Origin of the sequence: Bartonella sp. CL435QHHD (assembly GCF_042195095.1) — a bacterium.
Lineage (GTDB): Bacteria > Pseudomonadota > Alphaproteobacteria > Rhizobiales > Rhizobiaceae > Bartonella.
In genome coordinates, this window is record NZ_JBHINS010000006.1 from 1 (window position 1) to 4,488 (window position 4,488).

Here is a 4,488-nt window from a genome sequence, read left to right on the forward strand (position 1 = left end):
TTCACAAAGGATTTCTTCTGCTTGCTCTTGGCTAATACACATGCCTTTTTTGACAAGGGGGTTCCCCGCATTGCTGGTGTGGCCATAACCAATCGTCCAGACACATGCCGTATCTCGATATGCCTCTAAACGCAAACCTTCCCATTGTTTGATAAGCTCTAATCCTTCTTTCGATATCTTTCTCATCTGACGCTCCATAAAAAAAGCCCCACAAAAGTGAGGCGGCATAAAAATGTTTTCTTATGATCTCTATTGGCTATGTTCTTTGATCAGCTGCTCGACTTCTTCAACACGAAAGCCAAGTTGAAAGAGCGGCGCATATTCGCTTTCCTGTAATTCATACTGACAACGCTTTTCTACAAAATCACCATTTGAATCAAACGGTATGGTTGTTGTTAGACAAACCTTATGCGTGTCATCTTCAATCCCCTCTTCTCCTTCACTTAACTCCTTGACTAAAACCCAATAAAAACGCGTCTCTAAAAGAACCTCTAACCTCCTTACGGTTTCAGCCTTATCAAAGGAAAGCATATTCATATAATCTTCTTTGCTATTTAAATGCTCTGGATAATCTATCATCTACCCCTCCTAAATAAAATGCCGTGGATAACTACAGCCACGGGCGCCAGCCGATTCATAAATGGCATTCCGTATAATGATTGCACGCAGATGTGGATTGATATTCGTAGTATCTGACCAGTCTCCACCAGCCAACAATGCATACATATCTTTTTTAAACTGTACATTTGGTGAGGTTCCAGTTACCGTTTGCATGAAACAAACATCTTTCACAAATTGCCAAACATAACCGCAACCATCTTCACAACCGATATGCGAAACCATCCGTATATTTGCCGTATTCTTATAACCTCCAGAATGTTTTGGTGAAGGTGCTTTTTTGCCTTGAATCCCACCACCTTCATTGCTTCCATACATCGCGGAGGCAAATTCTGTATTATTGAGCAAAGCCTTCCTAACACGCAGCATATCGGATATGTGATCTGTTTGTAGACGGTTCGTCGTAATAGGAACATTATACGCCGAGCGGGTATTGTGACCCGTCCCTGACTGAAGATAAATATCAACCCAAAGATCTGTAGAGGGGTCATAAACCATTCCTTCTGGTGAACTATGCGGGCGGTGATTGAGACACCAAACTGAATTGGGTAAAATATCCCCTGCTCTATAACCAGACAATGGGTGACCGGAAATCGTACCAACATCCGCACAGAGCGTATGAAACCCTCCTATCTTTCGTGAATTACTCACTGTGTAATCCCTTGGATACGTAGAGTTTTCTGATAAAACAAGTTTATGAGACTGTCCTCCATCAGAAACCAAATAAACATAATAATCTTTGCCCACCGAAAGAGGAGGAACGCTTATTCTTGTATCTGCCGTATAACTTGCAACTAAAATATCATTGCCTAATGCCAAGGTTATGCGTGTTCCTTTTTTCAAGGTTAATTCCGCTTTGCCTTTCGCAACAAGAAACGGTGTGGAAATTGAAAGAACCGTTAAATTGGACTGTTTCAGTAAATTGTTTACCTCTTCCGCTAGCACTTTTGTCTGTGAAGCTACTGTATGGGCTGTTGTTGCCGTTGCTAGGGAACTCTTGATACCTCCAAGCTCTTGTTTCGTCGTATCGGCTGTTGTTTTAGCTTCTTCTGCTGTCCTTTTCGCTCTATCAGCTACTTCCTTGGCTTTTTCGGCTTCGCTCTTGGCTTGATAGGCTTGTGAATCTGCCGACTCGGCTTTTTTCTTGGCTTCATCTGAGTACATCCGTGCTAAACTTGCTATAGTCTTAGCATTATCTGCTGTTTCATTCGCGTCGTAAGCTTTACTCCACGCTTCATTTGCTGTTTTTTCTGCCTTTTCTGCCTGACTACGCGCTTGCTCCGCGTCATGTCTTGCATAACCAGCAGACTCCTTGGCTTCCTTGGCTATTTTTTGTGCCTCTTCCGCTTCTTCCTCTAAAGACGCGGCTTTCTTACCCGCTGTTTCGGCTGCCCTCTGCGCCTCTCCTGCTATATATTTTGCATTACTAGCTATTTCCTTGGCTTTTTCTACTTCATTCTTGGCTTCATACGCTCGGTCATCGGCTTTCTCCGCTATTTTCTTGGCTTCTTCGCCTGCCATTTCTGCTAATCTTGCTATAGTCTTAGCGTTATTGGCTGCTTCATTCGCGTCGTAAGCTTTACTCCACGCTTCATTCGCTGTGCTTTTTACCTTTTCCACCTCACTACGCGCTTGCTCCGCATCATGCTTGGCATAACCAGCTGTCTGTTTAGCTTCTTTAGCTATTTTTTCGGCTTCTTCTGCGGCTGCTTCTAAAGACGCGGCTTTTTTACCCGCTGTTTCAGCTGCCTTTTGCGCCTCTCCTGCTGCATATTTTGCACTATTGGCTATTTCCTTGGCTTTTTCGGCTTCATCTTTTGCTTCATACGCGTAGTTATTGGCTTTCTCCGCTATTTTCTTGGCTTCTTCGCCTGCCGTTTCTGCTAAACTTGCTGTAAGCTTAGCACTATCTGCTGTTTCATTCGCTTTGTGGGCTTTATTCCACGCTGCATTCGCTGTGCTTTTTGCATTTTCCACCTCACTACGCGCTTGCTCCGCATCATGCTTGGCATAACCTGCTGTCTGTTTGGCTTCTTGTGCTATTTTCTCGGCTTCTTCCGCTTTACGCTTCGCCTCTTGTGCTATGCCCTTCAACGCTTCTGCATCAACCTGCCCTGCCGTCTCTCCTGAACGCGCCGCAGACTCTGCTACCGCTTTCGCTTCCAAAGCTACTTTTGTAGCCTCCTCTGCACTCTGTTGGGCTTGATGAGCCGTTGCTGTTGCTGTATCCGCTGCACTCTTGGCTTCTTCTGCTGTGGTCCTCGCTGTATTCGCCACTGTAACAGCGCTTTCTGATGCTACTTTAGCTTCCTTAGCTACGCTTTCTGCTGTTGCTGTCGCTGTCGCTACCGATTGTTTTACTTCCTCCACTAAACCTTTTGCCTCAACAGCTGTCGTTTTACTTTCATTGGCTAACGTTGCTGCCTGATCTGCTACTTTCTTCGCTTCAGCGGCTTGAGACAGTGCTTCTGAAGCATCTTGTTGCGCTGTTGATGTCTCTAACGCCTGTTTTGCTTCTTGCACCATAGTCTTGGCTTCAGAAGCTGTAACTGTCGCATCATCTGCCTTCTTTTCGGCTCTTGCGGCTTTCTCTTCTGCCGTCTCTGCTGTGCTCTTAGCTTCTTGCGATAGGACATGAGCATCCTCTGCTTTATTCTTCGCTTCCACCGCTGTGTCTTTTGCACTATCCGCTAACTGCTTTGCATTATTCGCTAACGTTTCTGCTAAATGCGCTGTCGTCTTAACTTCTTCAACCAATTGTTTGGCTTCACCAGCTTTAGTCTTGGCTTGTGTAGCAACGTCTTCTATTGTTAAAGCCCTCTGCTCTACTCCTTCTGCTGTCCTTTTGGCTCCCTCAGCTGTATTCTTGACATGATCAACCGATTGCTTAAGACCATGAGCTACCGACAGGGCTTTAGACGCCGTTTCTTTTGCATCACCGGCTACCGAAGAGGCTCTATCAGCTGTCATCTTGGCTTCAGAAGCTGTCGTGAGAGCTTGCCCACTGTTCGTTGCTGCTGTTTCTGCAACATTCTTCACCTCGCCCATCACCTGCTTGGCATCATCAAAAGCGCTCTTGGTTTGTTCGGAAAGTGTTTTTGCATCTCCTGCCGTTGCCTTGGCTTCTCTTGCCTCTGTCAAAGCTGTCTCTACTGTGCTTTGAACTTGTGTCACTCTTTGAGAGCTTTCCGTGACCGTTGTCGCCACTCTATCGGCTGCACCTTTAGTATCATCCGCAATACGCTTGGCTTCTTGCGCTAACCTCTCAGCCGCTTCTGACTTCATCTTGGCATCTTCTGAAGAGGTTTTCGATACCTCTGCTGTTGCCTTGGCGGCATTGGATACTGTTAATGCCGTATTTGCCTGCTCTAAAGCTGTCTCTGCTGTCGTCTTGGCTTCAGAAGCTACAGTAACTGAACTCGCTGCTGTGTCTGCTATAGTTTTCGCTTGATCTGCTGTTTGTTGCGCCCCATTCGCACGCGCCATGGCTTTTTCTGCTTCTTGCCTTGCATTAACAACCTGCTCTAACGGCGCAAAGGTTTCATACGAATACAAAGATGCCGTCCCTAAAAGCTTCGGAACAACAACGCTGTCTTGAGAAGTTCCTGCTATCATTTCTTCTCTCGTCGCGACAGGTATCAAATATTCATGTTCATGATCGGGTATCTTCATCTGCTTTATTCCTTCATTCAGAGGGCTTCATCCAATGAACACTCTTTCAAATCTTCAAACTCTTCTCTTAAGATCTCTAAGCGCTTCTCTAAATCTTTCAGTGAACCATCAAGCTCCGTTTTCAAAGCTGCTTTCAGTAAATCAAAAACGCCATTAAGCGGCGCATGTACAAATACTTCCCCCGAATACAAAACGACC

General features: G+C 45.5%; 4 protein-coding genes. All 4 read right to left on the minus strand.

Annotated elements, in window-relative coordinates; all coding sequences use genetic code 11:
* A partial coding sequence (locus ACFILH_RS00160; RefSeq protein ID WP_375667178.1) for a lysozyme occupies window positions 1-186 on the minus strand: 186 nt, incomplete at its 3' end.
* A 63-nt stretch (window positions 187-249) separates the two neighbouring features.
* Complete coding sequence (locus ACFILH_RS00165) at window positions 250-579, minus strand: hypothetical protein (protein WP_375654732.1); 330 nt, start codon at window positions 577-579, stop codon at window positions 250-252.
* Window positions 580-588: 9 nt separating this feature from the next.
* Entirely contained in the window at window positions 589-4,290 is a 3,702-nt protein-coding gene (locus ACFILH_RS00170; protein ID WP_375667179.1) for a hypothetical protein, read from the minus strand.
* 17 nt (window positions 4,291-4,307) lie between these two features.
* The coding region (locus ACFILH_RS00175) for a hypothetical protein (protein WP_375667180.1) at window positions 4,308-4,488 on the minus strand (181 nt) is incomplete at its 5' end.

What these genes read in the sequence shown, in the direction of transcription:
- ACFILH_RS00165 (WP_375654732.1), bottom strand. Translation starts at nt 579, where the DNA reads ATGATAGATTATCCAGAGCATTTAAATAGCAAAGAAGATTATATGAAT.
- ACFILH_RS00170 (WP_375667179.1), bottom strand. Translation starts at nt 4,290, where the DNA reads ATGAAGATACCCGATCATGAACATGAATATTTGATACCTGTCGCGACG.